Source organism: Clostridium sp. Marseille-P299, assembly GCF_900078195.1.
Taxonomy (GTDB): Bacteria; Bacillota; Clostridia; order Lachnospirales; family Lachnospiraceae; genus Lachnoclostridium.
The window spans coordinates 848,731-869,268 of the sequence record NZ_FJVE01000007.1 but is presented as its reverse complement, the minus strand read 5'-3'; the positions used below and the strand labels follow the sequence as shown (position 1 = coordinate 869,268).

The following is a 20,538-nucleotide window of genomic DNA, read 5'->3' as shown; positions in this document are numbered from 1 at the left end:
TTATTCCTTTGCTTTAATTATGCTTTAATTGCCCATCTCATTTTAGTTGAGCGTGCACGACCATTCATCGCACATTCTTCTGCGGAAGGGCGGATAACTTCCGTTGAAATTTCACTATATACTCCTTCACGCAACAATTGTTTAAACGACTTTTTAACCAATCGATCCTCTCCAGAATGGAATGTTAAAATAGCAATACGTCCTCCTTTTGCCATAACATTAGGGAGTTTATCTAAGAAATCATATAGTACTTCGAATTCACTATTCACATCGATTCGTAATGCTTGGAATGTTCTTTGACACGATTTCTTTATCGCTTCTTTGCGTTCCTTCTCTGGAATAAAATTAAGAACATCTTCTATGATTCCTCTCAATTTTGTAGTTGTAGAAATATCATTTCCCTTTTTGATTTCTGAAATAATAGCTTTTGATATTTCCTCCGAATAAGGTTCATCTGAATTCTCTATTAACATTCCCTGTAATTCTTCTTGAGTAACATTTCTTAATAACTCTGCTACTGACATTCCTTTTTCAGGATTAAGACGTAAATCCAATGGACCGTCTGTTTTAAATGAAAAACCTCTCTCAGGATTATCAATTTGCATTGATGAAACACCTAAATCTGCCAAAACAAAATCAAACTTTCCTGCTTCTTCTGCAACTTGGTCTATATTAGCAAAGTTTAGCTGCTTAATAGTTAAGATATCAGGACCATAGCCTAGACCTGCTAAACGTTCTTTCGTCTTAACAATTTCTATTGGGTCTACATCAAGAGCATAAATATGACCCTTTGATTCTAAACATTTTAACATTGCAGATGTATGTCCACCGTATCCTAGCGTCGCATCCAACCCGATTTGACCTGGTTCTATTTGCAAAAATTCAATGATTTCATTTACACATATAGATATGTGCATACCAACTGGCGTACTTCCTTTACGAATTACCTTCGCTACTGTTTCTGGATATTTATCAGGGTTTAGTTCTTTATATTTCTCTTTATAATTTTTAGGATGAGTTCCTTTATATCGAACTCGTCTCTTGTGTGTTTTTTCTTGATTCTCCATTATATACCTCTCCAATTTCTCTTTATTAGCTTTGTTAACATTAAACATCTATATTTCTATTGGTATCGTTTTAAATAATGCTTAATGTTCAAACATATGCAACTATCATTGTTACTTTTATCGCACTTAATATTTTAGTAGCATATAAAATTTTCTTGATAAATTAGCATACCCCTATATTCTATCACAATTAAGCAGTTCAGACCATCTCTATATTTCTATAGCACCTACTAAAAATGGTACCTATTTATGAACTCAATATTTATTAACCTTAAAGCAAATCTATTTTGTAATTTTGAATATGCACTATCGTAATTTTCAAATTCTCCTTTTGTAATTCAGAATATATACTTTTTTAATTTTGAACATGTACTTTTGTGCTTCTGAATATATTTTTTTAATTTTGAACATGTACTTTTGTGCTTCTGAATATGTACTTTTACAATTCTGATCTTACTTTTATATTTTGATTTACGATAATCAAAAAAGTCGAGAAGTTTGTGGAAAAAAATGTTATACTGAACTTACTTCCGGAAGTAACAATAACATAGCATTAAAACTCAATATTTTTTATGTCGTTAGTTATATTATTTTTTATATTGTTAATTACAACAGTAAAAATACTATAAAAATTGGAGTTGTGGAGATGGATTATTCAATATTGATTTTATCAGTATGCACCTACGTTGAAAACCGAGTGAAGTCTGAAATCAATCCTATTGATTTAGAAAATGCGGTAGGTTATTCTTATTCCCATGTCAGAAAAGCATTTAAAGAGAATATGCAAATTTCAATTGGCAGGTACATTCTTTTAAGAAAACTTAATTATGCAGCGTTTGACCTGATTCATACAGATCATAGTCTACTTAGTATTGCTTCAGAATATGGATTCGAGCAATATGATGCTTTCACTCGTGCATTTAAAAGAGAAATCGGTTTACTTCCCCGTGAGTTTCGCAGACAAAGATTACGGGCGGGTAGACGTCTAATAGCCTCAGGTGTGTATGCACCCGCAATACTTGAACTTCCATCTCCTTTACAAACAAAATCGGAGGTAGTTATGAAACAAATTGAAAAAGATAGTTGTATTCTTCTAGGAATACCTAAAGTTGAGTATAAATGGGAAGAATGTACTCCTTTTCCATCATGTTTAAAATCGTGTTTAAACTATATGGGCCAGGACATCAATTACGGATACTTAATGGCAGCTTCTGGAGCGGCATTTCGCCTACGCTTTAATAAAAAATTCTGGGATGGTGGTAATGTTGATATCGTTTATATTTATGAGGATGGGACAGAAGCGTTTAAACGTTCTTTTCAAGCGGCTGGACGCAATTATAAATTCTTAATGCGGAAAGATAGTAATAAACAAGGCTTTATCGATTTTATAAAAGAAGAAATTAATCAAGGTCGTCCTGTAATATCCCTTGGAATTATAGGCCCTCCTGAAGCTTGCATTATCGCAGGTTATCAAGAGAATGGAGAAATCTTATTAGGCTGGAATTTTTTCCAACACCGCTCTGAATATAACAATGGGGTTTCTTTTCATGAAACTGGATATTTTATGTTCGATAAATGGTGGGAAAATACATGCACTTCTATGCTTATGTCCATTGGGGAAACCGAAAGTGCAATGATAAATGATAAAAGTATCTTGCAAAATGCGATTGATATTGAAAATAGAACATCAATTGATTGGAAAGATGATGCCTTGGGAAGTGAAATTGCATGTGGTCAAGAAGCTTATGAAATATGGGGCAAATGGACGACCGATGATAAACAGTTTGATAAGAATATCACCTTACCTTTACTAACAGAACGTTTTATGTGCCAAATGGATGCCCAAACCATGACCGGAGAAGGTCGTTTCTATGCTGCAGAATATTTAAAATCCGTTGGAAAGAGACAACAAAATGTAATTGATTTATGCCTTGAAGCAGCAGATTATTTTTCTAAAGTAAGTTACATCGGTTCTAGGAAAATGAATGAAGTTTTAGGTAGACACGAGAATCAAGAAATCCTATTAAGACACTATGCAAAACCTGAAACTCGAAAAGAGCTGGTTAAACTAATTGATGAGGCAGCAAAAAACGAAGCAAAAGCTATGGAAATTATAGAACGTATCATTGAAAATTTATCGGAATAATATTTGGAACTATAAAATTAAAGGGGCTGAAGCAAAATAAAGTTTTATTAATGTAAAACTCTATTTTGCAACAGCCTTTTTTAATAAGATGTCGATTTTTTCATATATCTATTTTTTAAGATGTCTATTTTTTTCAGACTTCTATTTTTTTGAGATGTCTATTTTTTGAGATATCTATTTTTTGAGATATCTATTTTTTGAGATATCTATTTTGAAGATGTCTATTTTTGTATTTTTTATAGAAAGTCCATTTTAATAGGAACCTTACTTCTTAGTTAATTTTAAAATCACATAAAAAACCCTTTTTATTATATACTGCTTTGACAGCACTGTAATTCGTAATTGCATTGCCCGACAGATATAACTCATTTAGATTTACAAGCCCCTTTAAAGAGGCAATACTTTTAACTTTATTATCCTTTAAATAAAGCTTTTCTAAAAGAGTAAGTTTTGCCAAAGGTTTCAGATCTGAAATATTATTTCCATTCAGTGATAATGATTTTAACTTTTTAAAAGCTGAAACCGTACTAATATCACTGATTGTATTTCTTTGCAAATATAAACTCTCAAGTCCACTTAGACTTTTTATCGCCTTTATAGACGAAATTTTATTGTTTGATAAGTCTAGATACGTTATATTCGTCAAGGCCTTTAAAGCTGAAAGATCAGAAACTTGATTGTTATCCAGTGCTAAGTACTTCAGGTTTTTTAATTTTTTCAAACTATCTATTTTCTGTATGCTGTTTTTCCCAAGTTCCAAAGTTTCTAAGTTAGTTAGTTTATTTAAAGCAGTTATATTTATAATCTTATTTTCACGTAGATATAATTTTTGTAACTTAGTTAAAGAAGTTAGTGTATTGATATAAACTAACTGATTCCCGTTTAGTGATAGTACCTCTAAATCTTTTAAATTTTTTAAGGCAGTTATATTTGAAATTGCATTTCGCTGAAGGTAAAGTACTCTTAGTTTAGTAAGCTTACCTATCGCTGTTATGTCTTTTATGTTTAATCCGCTAGCATCCAAATATTCTAGGTTTGTAAGCTTACTTAAATCTTTTAGACTCTTAACTCCCGTAGATAACTTAAGTCGATAAATGTTTTGTAACTCATATGTTGATATTTTACCAGATGCTTTACCAAGTTTTTCTCGTATTGCCTTTTCTACTGTAGCATCCGTAAAACTTACATATTTACTGCTTCCCGTTGGTAATTTATCATAAGAAATCATTTTAGAGATTATTGTATCCCATCCATTTAGATAGAACTTCTTCCCTGTTGTATCATTATAATCTGGTAGATTTGAAAGACTCCAAAGTGAGATACCACCAAGGTTATAAGTTCTTGCTAAATCAATTTTTGCGCTGATACTATTACTATCCTCATAGATTATCACATTATACGACTTATCTGCTTTATTATAATACTGAATATATGGGCTTTGTAATTCATTATTGTACCCATAACTTATATTCACTCCATTACCATCCGTATTGTCCACACGTTCCTTAATTGATTTATATAATGGCGTAAGTCTTTTACTTCTACTTAAGGTCGTATCTGCTAGAGTCTCCCAATCCTTTGCACTTTTAACATCAAACTGCCACTGAGCAGCGTCAAAAGTAATCTGTAACCATACCTTGGAAAGTTGCGTAGAATCTGTTGCTGCACTCTGTATTTCATTTAAAGCTTTTCTTACCATTTCTATAGGTGCTAAACTATTAATTGGTTCTAATACATCATAGCCTGTATACTGTTCAATCTGATATTTTTGAAGTTTCCCAGTTGGTTCATAATCATGAGCCATAAGAATTACACGGTCTGCGATAGTAAGGATATTTGTATAATCATAACCATCATAATACAATCCTGGATTTACTGCTACGTATAGCTTTTTCCCTATGAGGTCAAATTCATTTTTTAGTTCTCTTAAAAACTGAATATAATAATCGCTGATTGGCTTTCCATAATAAAGAATAGATTTATTATTTCCATCCGTATTACGAAGTCCTTCAAAATCAATGACTGCACCATCATAATAAAGGCCACTTCCCAGAGAAAGATCCTCCTGCATCGCATTTACTATTGCTGATACCATGGCTGAGCGGCTACTCTCTTCAGGTAGTAATTTCACACAATCGCTACCATCCATATAAATACTTAACTGGATTGATTTTCCCTGGCTCTTTGCATATTCTAACGGTTTTAAATAATCGTTCGGATAATAAAAACCATAGTTTCCATTCTTTCCTTTTACAGTATTTAAACTACTTGAATCTTTAGCATCTATCCTGCTCCATGCAAAACTTATGGAGTCTAAATTATCTATGTATGTTTGCATCTTCTCAGAAAATGTTGCATTTGCAGGGTAAAATGCATGAAGCACACCTTGATTCTTAGTTCTCACTGTGCTCTTAGCTGCTGCATTGTCATTTGAGGTGCTTTCATCTGCTAGAACAGGTAATGGCTGCATGATGCATGTTGCTATTAATATCATACAAATGCACAATGTGACTAAGCTTTTCATCGGCTGCTTTAAACTATTATTTTTAAATCGTTTAAAATAATTCCTATTCATCGAATCCCTCCTTATATAATTACACTCGGCACTATGGTATAGAATTTAAAATCCGAGATATTTTACCTATTTTTACTATAATTCTTTTATATTAAAAAGTAAATAGAAAATGTACTTGATATCATGGCAAATCATTTTTCACCTTAAATGGCAAAGCATTTATACTTATTACCTAAAAATCTAAAATTAAAGTTTCGTCCTAAAAAAGGGCAATCTGCACAACTTCTAAAGACTCCTGCTTCGATTTCAATGCATAAGGTGTTCTAACATCTAACGCATTTCCACAGACGCATTCGTTCTTTTGCTTTGTGCAAATTGCCATTATAGTTTTAAAAAGGGCTTTGCCCGAATCTTTATTAAAACAAAGGAACTGTAACATGTACTTCCTATTATTCTTATTACTCTTATTACTCCTATTATTCTAATTATTCTTTTTATTCTTTATAAATCTATTTACTAGTTATCTTAAATTAATGTTTTCCATCAATTCTACAAGCTGCTGCCTGGTTTTTAAATTCAGGAGAAATTACATCAACATATTTTTCTTCATTTTTATGAAACCAGCCATTTGCATAAGAACAAGAAGCCGTTGCCTTTAATTTCTGTTCTCTTAAATACCCTACTACCGTTAACATCGTCTTACCTGCAACTCCCTGTCCTCTATATTCAGGGCTGACATAAACGTGCTCAATATCAATTGTATCATTATTCTTCTTAACAAAATCCACCTGAGATATTATAGTTCCATTTTCATCTACACTTACAATTTGATTTTCTTTATAGTTCCAATTCATTGTCTTATCCTTTCTCTATACAAAATAAAATTACATTATTAATAGTTACAAGTAACTATCATTTAATATTTATATGATACTCCATTTGAATTAATGTAATCATAAAAGCTACATGAATTCCCTTTATTAAATTACCTTAATTAATTTGCCTTTATTACATAACCTTAATTACTTTACCTTTATTACTAAACCTTTATTACTTTACCTTTATATTTTACTTTTATTACTTTACTTTTATTATACTACAAATCTGTATTATATAAAATCCTAATTCATTTCATATTCTAAAATAAGACACACCCACTCCCAGGCGTGTCTTGTTTATATGCTTTGTACTAAAACTATGAATCAATTGCTGGAATCGTTATAAGAATCTCATTTCCATCTATTTTTGATGAAAATGAATATACTGGTTGATAGAAACCTTTAGTATCCATTACATAATCAAGAGTTACGCCATCGATTATAATCTCACCTATATTATCACCAGAATAATAACGAAACTTTCCATCTTGTAACTCTTCATAAGCTTCTCTTTCACTTTTTATAGTTACATCCTTGGTCTTTTCATAGGTTACTAAATTATTTCTTATTTGTTTGATTGTATTATCACTATAATAAGTGCAGTCAATTTCCCCATCAATTAGATTATCACCATCTATATATTTATCAACACTAAAAGAATAATAACCGCTCTTCTCTTTTATAAATTCAGCTTCAAAAGGAACCTTAATTCCATATCCATTTAAAATTTCTAACAAGGTTGCTTCATCGATCTCTTTAGGCTCTACCCCATCATCAAAACTAGAAAAATCAGTAAAATTATAAGTCCCGCCTATATTATAAAACCATATACTATAGGTTGGCTCACCTCTTCTCCAATATAAAGCATTCTCGCTATAAGCATCAATTTCTAGCTCTGGTGCATCAATCTCCATACGTTTGAATATATCTTTTACATACTCTTTCGCCTCATCCTTGGTATAAGTAGGGGCTTTGTATACAGAAGCAATGGATTCAGTTTCATTAAGAGTCGTATTTAAAATTACATTTGTGTTTTTTAAATTCATTTTATTAATATAATTTACTGCTAAATTACCAAATTCTTTGTTTTCATAATAGACAAACATGCCTATAAAACCACATACCGTAAGAACAAAAGGTGTTAGATATCCAGCTATCTTAAGCCCTTTTTTTCTACTTGTTCCAACCCCAGTGATGAAAACCATAATGATACCATACCCTACAATACCACCTAATGTATTGTTAAAAATATCATCGATTTCAAAGATACCCTTTCCAGTTACATATTGAAACAATTCAATAAAAACAGTAAATAATAATGTAGCAATCAAAGTGTAGTGTACTTTTTGAAACCTTTTATTAAGTAAAGGTAATAAAAAGCCAAAAGGCACAAACATAAATATATTCAGTATAATAAGTTGCCAATCCCTAAAACTAAAGGAATACCATGCTTCCTTATAAGAACTAAGAAAATCAAGATTCATACTTCCTTTAAAATTTGAACCTCTACTTAAAAAAGTAACACCAAACACCATAATCATGTATATCGTCAATAGACTTCCTATTAAAACCTGTTTCTTTGAAATACTCTTTTTACCTCCAAGTATTTTTTTATATACAATAAAATAACCAAAAATACCTACAAAACCTAATACCAATAAGCCAATGACTCCTAATACCAGGTATGTCTTAAAATAATACATCACTTCGTGAATTCTCATTTTTTCCTCCGTTTTCTTCAATAAATAATTACTTATCTTTATGCAGATTATTGCCTAAGTTATTAGAATCTATAATCTTGTTCCAGTTTTTACTATATTTTATCATAATGTTAAACCATTTACTATAATATTGTAAACGAAAACCAACCATATTAAATATATGGTTGGCATCTATTTTCTTACTTTTTCATTAACTCAAACTTCATCTTCACCGGATTATGGTCTGAATACAAGAAACCGTTATCCACCGTTTGTACCTGATTTAATTTCACATTATCAGAAATAATAAAGCCGTCTACCATAGTCACAAAGGTAGTTTCTTCATTATATGGATGATCTGCATTTCGGCAAGATGGTATTAATTCACTTCTTTGCTCATCACTTAAATAATCATATACTACCTGAAATCCTTCTGGTAAAAATTCCGTAGGAAAAGCTTTTGCCCAGTTTTCTTCAATTTCTGGTGTACCAAAAATAGCTGGTGAATTTCCTAGCAAATCTTGATTAAAGTCTCCACCACAGATTACATAATTCCCTTCTTCGTAATCTTTTTTCATATCCTCACTTAACATCTTAATCTGATTCTTTACAATACTTTCATCCTTTGTGTATGCGGATAGATGGACATTATAAAGACATAGATACTTACCATCTTCTACTAATATTCTTGTTTTCGTATAGCAACGATCCAAATCTATTAGCTTATACACAGATGTATCAATTGGTAGACTACGTCTAATAGAATCAACCATCGGTAATTTTGAAATCGTAACAATACTAGACTTTGACTTCCCATGTGGCTTTAAAAATGGATACATTAAGTATGCGGAATCATAATTAATGGCAAGCACTGACGAAGAATTATGGAATGCATCAAATATCATAGTACTCTCATTTACCCCATAACTTCTTGTTGATTTAATATCTACCTCTTGTAAAAACATAAAATCTGCGTCTTGCTTTTTTAAAACATCTATACTGCCATTCATATTATCTAAAACTGCTTGCTTATTGTAAGCTCTAGAATATTTTCCTCCATCCATAAAAAAACTGTAATCTGAGGAGTATGCGCCAAACCCTATATTATAGGTTACAATGGAATATTCTGTATCCAATGCTAATGCCTCATCTTTTATCTCACCATTTGTATGAATAGAAAGCGATTGATTGTCCTCAATTCTTTTATAGGTTAGAAAAACATAGGCTACATAAATTAATATAATTATAAGAAAAAGGGCTGCCACAATCCCTAAAATTTTTCCCACTCTTTTCATTCTCATTTTTTAATCCTTTCTTATTTTTCGTTAAATATACTTTTTGCTAAACTTAAGTTTAAGTTTTCATTGCGTATTTATATTTAACCTATATTTGAGTAATGCAGTAATTTAATTTTATCAAAGTTAGCACTCTATTTCTATATCAATATAGCAATTTTAATTGAAAGTCGTAAATGTATAAAACTAATTCTATTTTATTAATTTGTTTTATGTTTTCCTAAAATATTTTGTTAATTCATTGACAATATTCCAATATATAGTATAATGAAACCAATATTTCAACACTTTACTACGCGACAGTCGCGAAACTAAAACTATAACTAAGCGAGGTATAAAAATGGAAAATAAAACTTACAATCCTTATGTTTCTGCTCAAACACAGTTTGATAATGTGGCCAGCCTAATAGATCTCGATCAAGCAACTAGAGAATTACTTAGACAGCCAAGTCGAGAATTTCATGTTACTATTCCAGTAAAAATGGATGATGGTACAACAAAGATATTTAACGGTTATCGAATCCAACATAACGATGCTAGAGGTCCAGCAAAGGGAGGTATCCGCTTCCATCCACAAGAAACTATTGATACAATTCGTGCGTTATCTTTATGGATGACTTGGAAATGTGCGGTTGTTGATATTCCTTTAGGTGGAGCTAAAGGTGGAATTATCTGTGATCCTCATAATATGTCAATGGCAGAACAAGAAAGACTATGTCGTGGGTATGTTAGACAATTGTCAAAGGTTATGGGCCCAGTTTGTGACGTTCCAGCTCCTGATGTTATGACCAATGGCCAGCACATGTTATGGATGATGGATGAATATGAGGTAATCAATGGTGGTCATTATCCTGGAACGATTACTGGAAAGCCTGTTGGAATGGGTGGTTCTTTAGGCCGTACGGAAGCTACTGGTTATGGCGTTATTTACACCTTAAGAGAAGCACTTAAAACACAAAATATTGATATTGCTACTACAACTGCTAGTATTCAAGGCTTTGGTAATGTTGCTGAGTATGCTGCCCGCCTTTATACAAAGCTTGGTGGTAAAATCATTGCAATTTCTTGTTGGGATAACGAAGACCAAAAGTCATATACATACCGCAACCTTAATGGCATTAATGTAGAGCAAATGGTATCCATAAAGAACTCCTTTGGTTCTATTAATAAACAAAAAGCTCTTAACTTAGGCTTAGAATTGTTAGACGGAGAAGAATGGATTGCACAGGATGTTGATATTTTACTACCATGTGCGTTAGAAAATCAGATAACACCTTCAACAATTGCTAAGATTAGTGATCAAGTAAAAGTAATCTGTGAAGGTGCCAATGGTCCAACCACACCAGATAGTGATGAAATTATAAAAGCGAAAAATATTTATCTTATTCCTGATTTCCTTTGCAATGCTGGTGGCGTTACATGTAGCTACTTTGAACAAGTTCAATGCAATATGAATTATTTCTGGCCAAAAGAAGAAGTTTTAGAAAAACTAGATCAAAAAATGACCAGTGCTTTCCAAGCTGTACATAAGCTTTCACAAGAAAAGAATCTATATATGCGTGATGCTGCATATGTTATAGCAATCAATCGCGTTGCCGAAGCTGTAAAACTTCGTGGCTGGATATAATAAAAAAGATTGTGCAAAGCAACATTCTTCTTTATTTACAACAAACGAGCCCAGATCCTTTTGAGGCACAGTTTCAATTTGTACCTACTAAGTGGCAAAAACTTCTGACGTAACGATATAAACATGTGAGATAAAACATGCATTTTGTTGCATGTTTTATCTCTATAAGGCTCAAAATTCTTGAGATTTTTTTTAGGACTTCATTGTTACTTTTTTATCATTCTTTTATATCATGAAAAGGTGGGTAAGCAGCATGAACCAATATAATAAAATATCTAAGGATGATTTGGTAGAAAGGGCGAAAGAATTAGAATGCCTATACTTAATTGAAGAGTCATTAACCAAAGATTCTCTACACGAAAGTCTAGAAAAAATCACGTCCATCATACCCATGGGCTTTCGAAACACAGATAGCTGCAAGGCAGTGATTCAATTTGATGATCTAATTTTCAATCAAGACTCAATAATCTTAGATGGAAATAATTTAGATACTGCTATTATCGTAAACAATAAAAAGCGAGGATACATTAAAGTAATGTACCCAATGCACACCTTTAAAGAGGATGATGTTATTTTCTTAGAACATGAAATCAGGCTTTTAAATACTATTGCTAGAAGAATTTCTGAAACTATTGAAAAAAAAGACTCCTCTCTAATTTACAATTATAGAAATCGCTGGGAAGCAATTCTTGCTTTATTGCAAAAAACAGATCTTGATATCCTACTATATGTCTGCGAGAAAATGCTTGCTCTCTTGGCTTCAATTAATCCAAATATCGTTGATACTATTTTCAAGGAAATGAATTGGGAAAAATATAATCTACAAAGTGAGATTAATTTTCCGCTAGATGCACTTCCTGAAGTTGATATCATACGCTTTAGTAAAATTTTATTTGAGAGTTCAATGAAAATTCTTGAGGATTCTCAAATTTATGACTACATTAGTTTATGGGTTTATCAAGGCAAAACCTATGAATTAATAAAAATAGTTGATAAAAGAGATTCTGATGTTAAAAAAATCTCAGGGGCACTGTCTTCTTATTTAAAAGCAGTAAATAATAATGAAATGTCAAGCGAAGCAACGAAACGGTGGTTAAAAGTAGAATTAACAAGGCGTTTTATCACAAGTAACCCAAATGTTATTGCTAGAATCCATAAACATGTTCATGTAGAAGCTTTTCTTAAACTTCTTGATAATTTTATCTGTTCCCCAAGAAGTATTGGGAGGATTGGTGGAAAAGGTTCTGGATTCTTTCTAGCAAACCAGATTATTGAAGCTCATAAAAATGAATATAAAGAATTTGAAAATATTATGATTCCAAAAACTTGGTACATCTCCTCAGATGAGTTTGGATTCCTACTAGAGGATAACGGATATGATGAATTAAATGAACACAAATACTTAGACATGATAGAAATCCGCACCAGTTATCCAAGAGTGATCCAGATGATGAAACATTCTCGAATGTCACCTTATATTTTAAACGAACTTCATAAAATACTTGATACTTGTGAAGATTTCCCTTTAATTATTCGCTCTTCTAGTCTCCTTGAAGATCAGCTTGACACCTCATTTTCTGGAAAATACAAAAGTCTTTTTATAACAAATAGTGGTACCAGAACGGAACGTTTGAAAATGTTAGTTGAAGGTATTTTAGAAGTCTATGCCTCGATTTTTAATGCGGATTCCATACAATATCGAATTAAAAATAATCTACTTGATTGCAATGAGGCAATGGGAATCATGATTCAAGAAGTTGTAGGCTATAAGGTAGGAACATACTACTTTCCACTCTTTGCTGGTGTTGCATTTAGTAATAATGAACTTCGTTGGTCCCCACGTATTAAGAGAGAAGATGGTTTATTGCGAATGGTTATGGGCTTAGGAACAAGGGCTGTCGATCGTATAGGAGAAGACTATCCGCTTCTACTCTCCCCTGGTATGGCAAATCTTCGCGTGAATAATACACCCCAGGATTTATTAAAGTACTCACCTCAGTATATGGATTTAATTGATTTGAAAAATAATCAATTTGTTACACTACCAATTCATGAGCTTATTAAAGAATATGGTGATCAAATTCCATATCTAAGCCTAGTCGCATCCGTATTAAAAAATGATATCCTTATAGACTCAAATCCTCTCACAACAGATTATAAGAATGACAATATTTTAATTACCTTCGATAAACTTATAAAAAATACTACTTTCGTTAAGCAAGTAAAATCCATTCTCACTTTACTACAAACGGAGCTTGGTTATCCTGTTGATATTGAATTTGCTAGTGATGGTAAGAATTTTTATTTACTTCAATGTAGACCCCAAAGTCAGAACTACGATAATGCTATCGTTGCTATTCCTACTAATATTTCCTTCCAAAGTACCATTTTTACCGCTAACAAATATATTTCAAATGGAAAAGTTACAGGTATAAAGACTGTAGTTTACGTTGACCCATATGAATATTCAAAATTAGAAAATCACGAGGATTATATAAACATTCGAAATATAATCCATGAGTTAAACCAATTGTTACCTCGTCGTAGCTTCATTTTAATGGGTCCTGGCCGTTGGGGAAGTAGAGGTGATATTAAACTTGGAGTTCCAGTTGCTTATTCTGACATTAATAATACTGCCATGCTAATTGAAGTTGCCAGTAAGCAATCAAAATATGAGCCCGAACTTTCCTTTGGTACCCACTTCTTCCAAGATCTTGTGGAAGAAAATATTAAATACCTACCGCTGTATCCAGAAGATAGTGATTCCATATTTAATAAAGCTTTTTTTAGAAGTTCAAAAAATGCCTTATCTAGTATTTTACCGAAATATTCTTACCTCAGCGATGTTGTAAAAATAATAAATATAGATGAAACGTATTTTGATAAAGAACTTGTTATATTAATGAATGGTGATCTACAAAAGGCGATTGCTTATCTAGAACATCCCTCTTCCATAAATGCTGTATCAAATTCTGATTATCATACAATTCCTGAAATCAGTGATTCCGATGAAGATGGATGGAAATGGCGTCATTATATGGCTGAACAAATAGCAAAGCAACTAGATATGAAAGCTTATTCTGTAAAAGGGATCTACTTATTTGGTAGCACTAATAACTGCACCGCTAGTTTAAACAGTGATATTGATTTATTAATTCACTTTGATGGAACAAGTGAAGAAAAGGAAAAGTTGAATCAGTGGCTTGATGGTTGGAGCTTGGCTTTATCTGAGATTAATTACATTAAAACTGGTTATAAAACCAATGGTTTGCTAGACATTCATTATATTACCGATCAGGACATTAAAGACAGAACTTCATATGCAATTAAGATTAATTCCATTTATGATCCTGCATATCCACTGAGACTTTGTCCGTAGTTATAATTTAAGTATTTTTCTAAGAATATTGTGAAATTAAATCATGACAAAAAAAAAGCTTACAATTGTTAGGTATATAGCCTGATTGCTAGCGTTTCAAGGTATAATACTTTTATTTTAATAAAAAAGGGAGTTAGCTATTTGTCCAAGGTCATTTACTAATTAAATGACCTTGGCTATTTATCTAACTCCTTTTTAGTACTATAAACTATTCTATCATTTCTATTATATTTCGATTTTGTATTATATTTTTATTTTTCTTATATATTTGTTTTGTATTATATATTTATTTCTATTATATTTTTATTTCTTAAATAAAATCAATACTAAGCGTTATATTTTTCAATATCTAACTCATTTTCATTCTTCGCAATAATTAATGCACTTGCCGCTGCTGCACTTACATTCGTTGCAGTACGTGCCATATCTACAATTGAACTAATTGGTGCTAGTATTACTATAATCTCAATTGGTAATCCTGCTGCAGCAAATACTGCAGTTGCAGTAATCGTAGATGTTCCTGGAACTCCAACCGTTCCAATACTAACTAATGTAGTAATTAATATTAAAAAGAAATACTGCCCAATGGAATATTCAATGTTTAATCCGTTAATTGCAAAAACTGCTAATAATGTAGGCCAGATACCTGCACAACCAGGCATACCAACATTCGCTCCCAAAGGTACAACAAAGGAAGAAATACTTTCCGATACCCCTGCTTTTCTCAAGCACTTATCAGTTGCTGGAATCGTACCAATACTACTTTGAGTCGTAAAAGCAATTACCTGTGCTGGCCAAATATGTTTAAAAAACTTTATCGGATTTAATTTAGCCAGTGCACCTATTAATATACTATTTACACCAAAAGTTTGAATGAAGCACAATAAATAAGCTACAATCAATACAAATAAAAGTGGTACTAGTTTATCTGGGCCATTATTAGATACCGCATTTGCAACCAAAGCTAATACCGCGTATGGTGTAAATTCTATAATATAGGAAATAACTGTGTTAATTATTTTCGAAGCCGAATCTATAAAATCTTTAAAAGGTTTAACACCTTGCGGATCTTTCGTAGAAAGAGATACTACCGCAATACCAATAAATAGTGAAAATATAATAACTGGTACAATTGCATTCGAAGAAGCCTGACTAAAAAAGTTTTTTGGAAATAAATCAATAACTACCTGTGAAATTTCAGGAACTTCCTTCGCTACATAATCGCTTGGTAGAGTAATACTAGTACCTTTACCAACTTTTAATAGCAATGATATTACTATCGTAATTGTTGATGCAATAAATGTTGTAAAGACTAATAAGCCTGCGCTTTTTAGACCTATGGTTTTCAATTTATTTATATTCTCTAAATTTGTTACACTAGAAATAACACTAAATAATAAAAGTGGCACTACAAAAGCCGAAATTAGATTTGCATACACTGTACCAATTGGTTTAATAAAATTTGTGTGACCTTCAAAGATGATTCCTAATACCAATCCGAATACAAGAGCTATAATCGTTCTTAGACCGAAATCCACCTTTCTTTTACTTAAAAAAACTAAAATGCCGATTAACAGAAGTGCTGCTGCTAATGCTCCTATTGCTATAAAATCGGTGCTCATATTTATCCTCCTTAAATTCTGTTGCTTTTAACATATAAATTATTAAAATAGTCTGATTCCATCCATTACAAAGAATCTTAATTATCTTTTTTGTTAAAATTAGAATCTACAACAGGAGCAACAATTTGTACTAGCCTCTCTTAAGATTTTTTTCGTAATTTCTGTCAAAGTTTTCATATGGATCCCCCTTTTATATTGTATTCATATTGGTTTAGTATGAATTAGACTTATTTTATATTATAAAGGCTTGTTTTGTCAATTACTAAATTTAAAATTAGGTAATTTTTATGAAATAATTTATTTAGTGCACATAAAAACTGGATTAAAAACCTTCTCTTGTATGAGCTAATAGTCTCCTATTCTATCTACAACAGAGACAACTATATACCAGTGCATACCAATTAACTTAAATAAAAAAGACCCGATATATCTCAATACATCTGCTCTTGACTGGCTTCCCAAAAAACTGTTATAAATGCTTAATCATAATGGGAAATCAGTTACAAATGTACTTCAATATACCGGGTCTTTAAAATTTACATATTATTTTCTTGCTCTTGTTTATATTCCTCTAACAATTGCAATATTCTAGGTGTGCATCGTCTTCCTCCACAACTTCCACTTCCTGCTGAAGTTGCCTTCTGAACCTTTTCTAAGGTATCCGCACCTTCTCTAATAATCTTTTTCATCGTACTTTTACTAATGGATTTACATATACAAATTTTTGTGTATTTATCTATAATATCTTGATTTTCTTCAGACATAACTGTTAATTACTCCTTAAATTAAAATTAAACCATTGATAACCATATATTATATACATTCTTCATATATAATTTTCAACATGGTTATCAAATATTCTAACCTTACTATAAAACTTTCGCTAAGCCATGTCAACTCCGTTTATTCTATTACAATTCACCCTCATTAATAAGCGAGGCTTCAAAATCAGCTAATTTCTTATTAAAAATCAATTTATCTGCTATAACAGCAAGTATGATTCCAAGTAATACATAAAAAACTCTCTCTAAAGCGGTTATAAGAGTACCATTAACCAATGAAACTGTTGCAACTACAGACATTGTTACACAAATCATTTTATCTCTATAATTTGTAGTATAGCTATCTAAGTATCCTCCTACTAAAACAATCAATCCTCGGATGGTATTATCCTTAATAAACATAAACAATATCAATATAATTATCGCACCGATAATTGTTCCTTGCAATCTTTGTTTTGATCTTATCTTACAATTCTCTGAATATAACTCTATTAATGAAAATATCGTATAAACAATCCATCTTCCCTGTTGCAATTCAAAATAACTTACTATAAACGCAGCAATCGCAGTTAATAAGCCAATTCTAAAGGCATATGCTGCTCTTACCTTATTTATTTTATATTTTTCAAATAATTGAATATATTCAAATGTATCGTATTGATTTCGTTCCCTTTTTTCTACTTTAGCTCTATCGTTTTTTCTATGTATTAGAAACTGAACAGCCATAATCAATACTGATCCAACACCCAGACACAATAATCTTTTTGTGTAATCAATTCCTGTCACCGGTGTATATAGCATAAATAAATATTGTAGTCCAAAAGGAACTATTATAACTTTATTCATATTTGCACTTAGAAAATAGCCGATTCCTGATAAAGCAATGAAATTTACTATAAATCCGGTCCAAATGTTAAGAATTGCTAAATATGAAAATACTCCCAAAATGATATTTATTAAGAACAATCTTGTCAAGTTTTTAGCGAAGTCTTTCGTTAAATCTTCTTGCATCAATACTAAAATAGATATGATTACTGTTACAGCAACTAGGTTATTATTGGAGCCAAAAATTCTTTCAAAAACTTTTACAAATAATAAAATTGTGCCAAACAAAATTGTATTTGATAAAATTTTCTTTCTCACATATCTTCCCCCTTCTTAAACAAATGGTAATATTATCATAGGTTTCTCATATTTACAAGATATATTTTCTTGACGAAAGGTATAATTAATGGCAACGCTCACTTAGTTTTATATTCCTTCAACATTTCATATGAAATTATATTTAATCATTCGTTACTCATGATTTCTTATCATGTATTACATTACATTTATCCTTCTATTACATATTACTTCTTGTAAGATGTTAACTTCATAACACAATTTTGGTATCTCATTTATAATAGGCAATTCCTTAGGCTGATATTGCTTTTTCTCATCAATTGCCAAAATCATTGTTCCATATACATCCACCAACGCAGAAACTTCTTTCGATGAACTATTTAAAAATCCTTTCAATAAATAAATTTGCTCTAAGAGATAGCTTATATATTCAAGAGAATATACAAATGAACTCATCTCTTCAACGCGCTCTCTATTACTTCCTATCTCTCCTAAGGCTGTTGAGTAAGTGAGCTTTAAATTTGTAAGGTTGATTTCCATCTTTTCAACAATAACTGCGAGTTTCTTAGCATCTCTTTTATTACTTACCAATTCTTCAATCACTAAGACTTGGCTATTCATTAATTTAAGCAACATATTTTTCAAACGATTTGAAGCAGAATGGCGCCCCATAATAAACGTTCCTATTAAACCTATTGCTGAACCTATACTAACATTAATAAATCGTGCACTTAGAAAAACTCCCGGATCGATAAACGGTGCTTTGCTCTCAGCAATAAGTATGGCATTTGTTGTAATGAAAATCGTTGCAATTGCATAATTTCTTAAAATTACGAATTCCGTAATTGCTGATAATAGCATAGCAAATATCATTAATTCGAAGCCCTTTGGTTCTAAACTTAATACAAGTGCTGCAAGTCCAAGTCCTATAAAAGTTCCTACACACCGTTGTATGGCACGATTCATAGTACCTATAATTGTAGCTCCTAACATGACAGATGCACAAGAGAGTGGAATCCAATACGGTTTATAAAAAGGTACCATATAAGATACTGCACTTGCTATTGCTAGTATTACTCCATAGCGAATCGCTTTATTTAATACAATTGACTCATTCTTAAATGCTTCTTTCAGCATTATTTTTTTAGAACGTTTTGATTTCTTTAATTCCAATTTAACATCTTCTAATTGAAGATTCATAATATGTTCAATCTCATAAAAAACATCAATCAAATCCTTGTATTTTAATTGGTCTTCCTTGGAGACATTCTTTAGCAACTTAGCAATATCTATATTTGAATTAAATTCAATATTTTTGATTTTAGTTCTTTTTAATTTAATTTCTTTCGCTATCATTTTAATAATTTGACTGATATTTTCAGGAATAATAAGCTCTTTATCACGGGATAAATCAAGTAATTTAATAAACAAACGGTTTGCCTGTTCATATAAAAGTAGCAGCTTATTATACAATAACGATTGTTTCCATGGTATATGAGCAGTTAGTAAAGTTTCTTCTGATTCCATCATCTGATTCACTACACGATTTCTTACAGCATGAACGTTTTTTGTTCCAATTGCAAAGCTAAAATCAGCCAAACTCATATAAGTAGTTCTAAGTATTTTAGTTTCAGGGCCATGAGAGTCAAAGGGAGCCACAACCATGCTAGCCAACCATGAAAAGCATGCACTAAAAAACACAATAAGAGCTCGCTCTAATGCAGCCCCCTGATCAAGAGGCATCGAAGTTGTCATTAAATAAACTAATACAAAAAATATTGCTGCTGGGCCTGGAATTCTTAATACACCATATAGAAACGTAGCAAGGGCACCAATTAGGCCCAATATAATTACTACAAGAGCTGGATATGGCGCAATTAAAGTTCCTAAAAACACGGTCAGTGTAAATCCGATTACCACACAGAGCATTTTCTTTGCTCGCCTGTAATAGGTTTCATTGGTAACATATAAATACGCAAAACTTCCCAAACCACCAATGGAACTCCATTGTGCCTGATCAAATATTATACCAAGAAGCATAGGCACACCCGTACAAACTGCGATACCTATAGATTTTTGCCATGGGCTTGGTATTTTTTTCATTTCAAAGAATTGCTTTAGGAAGTTGAGAATTGAATGTACTCTTTTTAAGTATGTACTATCTTTCAATCTAGATTTCTTTTTCGTTTTTATCACATTTTAATCCCCTTTCTTGCGCAGTTTCTTAGCGCATAGCAAGATTGTGTTGCATTAGCACAAACTTGCGTATAAATTTATTTTTCTTTTTCACTCATCTAAACTATGTAGACATAGTCACTGTTATATAATAAATCAACTTTCCTTACAAGAAATGATTTAATATACTTTTATTTCCAATAAAGTGTCGAAAAAAGCGGACCTTAAAA

12 protein-coding genes are annotated in these 20,538 nt (G+C 31.5%); 3 read left to right on the top strand and 9 right to left on the bottom strand.

Going from position 1 to position 20,538, the window contains the following annotated elements:
* Window positions 1-17: 17 nt before the first annotated feature.
* Window positions 18-1,067, bottom strand: coding sequence for a 16S rRNA (cytosine(1402)-N(4))-methyltransferase RsmH (gene rsmH, locus BN4220_RS11955; protein WP_066716446.1), 1,050 nt, complete (start codon window positions 1,065-1,067; stop codon window positions 18-20).
* A 646-nt stretch (window positions 1,068-1,713) separates the two neighbouring features.
* Between rsmH and BN4220_RS11950 the strand changes: the two genes are divergently transcribed.
* The gene (locus tag BN4220_RS11950; protein WP_066716443.1) at window positions 1,714-3,213 is read left to right on the top strand and encodes a helix-turn-helix transcriptional regulator; all 1,500 of its coding nucleotides are present in this window, start codon (window positions 1,714-1,716) and stop codon (window positions 3,211-3,213) included.
* 271 nt (window positions 3,214-3,484) lie between these two features.
* Here BN4220_RS11950 and BN4220_RS11945 read toward each other — a convergent pair whose 3' ends face one another.
* From BN4220_RS11945 to BN4220_RS11925, 4 genes are all read right to left on the bottom strand, one after another.
* Entirely contained in the window at window positions 3,485-5,788 is a 2,304-nt protein-coding gene (locus tag BN4220_RS11945) for a leucine-rich repeat domain-containing protein (protein WP_066716440.1), read from the bottom strand.
* Window positions 5,789-6,258: 470 nt separating this feature from the next.
* Window positions 6,259-6,582 carry a GNAT family N-acetyltransferase gene (locus BN4220_RS11935; RefSeq protein WP_066716431.1) on the bottom strand — a complete coding sequence of 108 codons (324 nt, stop codon included), beginning with the start codon at window positions 6,580-6,582 and terminating at the stop codon, window positions 6,259-6,261.
* A 341-nt stretch (window positions 6,583-6,923) separates the two neighbouring features.
* Window positions 6,924-8,327 carry a VanZ family protein gene (locus BN4220_RS11930; protein ID WP_066716428.1) on the bottom strand — a complete coding sequence of 468 codons (1,404 nt, stop codon included), beginning with the start codon at window positions 8,325-8,327 and terminating at the stop codon, window positions 6,924-6,926.
* A 179-nt stretch (window positions 8,328-8,506) separates the two neighbouring features.
* Window positions 8,507-9,607, bottom strand: a complete 1,101-nt coding sequence (locus BN4220_RS11925; protein WP_066716424.1) for an endonuclease/exonuclease/phosphatase family protein — start codon at window positions 9,605-9,607, stop codon at window positions 8,507-8,509.
* A 334-nt stretch (window positions 9,608-9,941) separates the two neighbouring features.
* On the opposite strand from BN4220_RS11925, the gene BN4220_RS11920 reads away from it, so the two are divergent.
* Both BN4220_RS11920 and BN4220_RS11915 read left to right on the top strand, forming a co-directional pair.
* The gene (locus BN4220_RS11920) at window positions 9,942-11,228 is read left to right on the top strand and encodes a Glu/Leu/Phe/Val family dehydrogenase (RefSeq protein WP_066716414.1); all 1,287 of its coding nucleotides are present in this window, start codon (window positions 9,942-9,944) and stop codon (window positions 11,226-11,228) included.
* A 253-nt stretch (window positions 11,229-11,481) separates the two neighbouring features.
* Window positions 11,482-14,607, top strand: coding sequence for a PEP/pyruvate-binding domain-containing protein (locus BN4220_RS11915; RefSeq protein WP_066716412.1), 3,126 nt, complete (start codon window positions 11,482-11,484; stop codon window positions 14,605-14,607).
* Between the two features lie 326 nt (window positions 14,608-14,933).
* On the opposite strand, the gene BN4220_RS11910 is transcribed toward BN4220_RS11915, so the two are convergent.
* From BN4220_RS11910 to BN4220_RS11895, 4 genes are all read right to left on the bottom strand, one after another.
* Entirely contained in the window at window positions 14,934-16,229 is a 1,296-nt protein-coding gene (locus tag BN4220_RS11910; RefSeq protein WP_066716406.1) for a dicarboxylate/amino acid:cation symporter, read from the bottom strand.
* Window positions 16,230-16,765: 536 nt separating this feature from the next.
* Window positions 16,766-16,993 (bottom strand): (2Fe-2S)-binding protein, encoded by a 228-nt coding sequence (locus BN4220_RS11905; protein WP_066716401.1) that lies wholly within the window; start codon window positions 16,991-16,993, stop codon window positions 16,766-16,768.
* 147 nt (window positions 16,994-17,140) lie between these two features.
* A complete protein-coding gene (locus BN4220_RS11900; RefSeq protein ID WP_066716398.1) occupies window positions 17,141-18,154 on the bottom strand; it encodes an FUSC family protein in 1,014 nt (337 codons plus the stop codon).
* Between the two features lie 177 nt (window positions 18,155-18,331).
* Complete coding sequence (locus tag BN4220_RS11895; RefSeq protein ID WP_066716396.1) at window positions 18,332-20,329, bottom strand: FUSC family protein; 1,998 nt, start codon at window positions 20,327-20,329, stop codon at window positions 18,332-18,334.
* Window positions 20,330-20,538 lie beyond the last annotated feature (209 nt).